This is a genomic window from Labrys sp. KB_33_2, from assembly GCF_052114505.1.
In the GTDB taxonomy this organism is placed as follows: domain Bacteria; phylum Pseudomonadota; class Alphaproteobacteria; order Rhizobiales; family Labraceae; genus Labrys.
In genome coordinates this window covers 1-582 of sequence record NZ_JBFREW010000082.1, presented here as the reverse complement: position 1 = coordinate 582, position 582 = coordinate 1, and the positions used below count along the sequence as shown (strand labels likewise).

Below are 582 nucleotides of genomic sequence, written 5' to 3'. Positions count from 1 at the left end.
GTCCAGGAGATCCGGCGCATCGCCGTCAAGCTCGCCCAACGCCGCTTAGAGCCGGCCCAGATCATTGCCTGGTCGCTCTGGCGACGAGCCCATCAAGCCGTCGCGCGACAAGCTCACATCAAATTAAAAACGCAACTGTAATGCTAGGTTCAGAACCTATTAATTTGGGTTGAGATGTGATTCACGATCTCTGTTGAGGAGATCGTGATGGGTGATTTGTTTCTGCTGAGCGAGCGCCAGATGGCGCGGATCTCGCCGCATTTTCCGCTATCGCATGGGGTGGCGCGTGTGGACGACCGGCGGGTGGTGAGCGGGATCGTTTACGTCATCCGCAACGGCCTGCAGTGGAAGGATGCTCCCAGGGATTATGGGCCGCACAAGACRCTCTACAACCGYTTCATCCGCTGGAGCCGGCTCGGCGTCTTCGACCGGATCTTCGCAGGGCTCGCCGGCGAAGGGCCGAAGCCCGAGCGGATCATGATCGACGCGACGCACCTGAAAGCCCATCGCACGGCGGCGAGCCTGCTCAAAAAGGGGCTGTTCCCCGCCGTATCGGGCGCACCAAAGGCGGGTTGAACTCCC

General features: G+C 60.7%; 1 pseudogene. It reads left to right on the top strand.

Annotation, left to right across the window (positions count from 1 at the left end):
• Positions 1-207: 207 nt before the first annotated feature.
• Positions 208-582, top strand: a pseudogene (locus tag AB4037_RS34630) (IS5 family transposase); the annotation flags it as partial.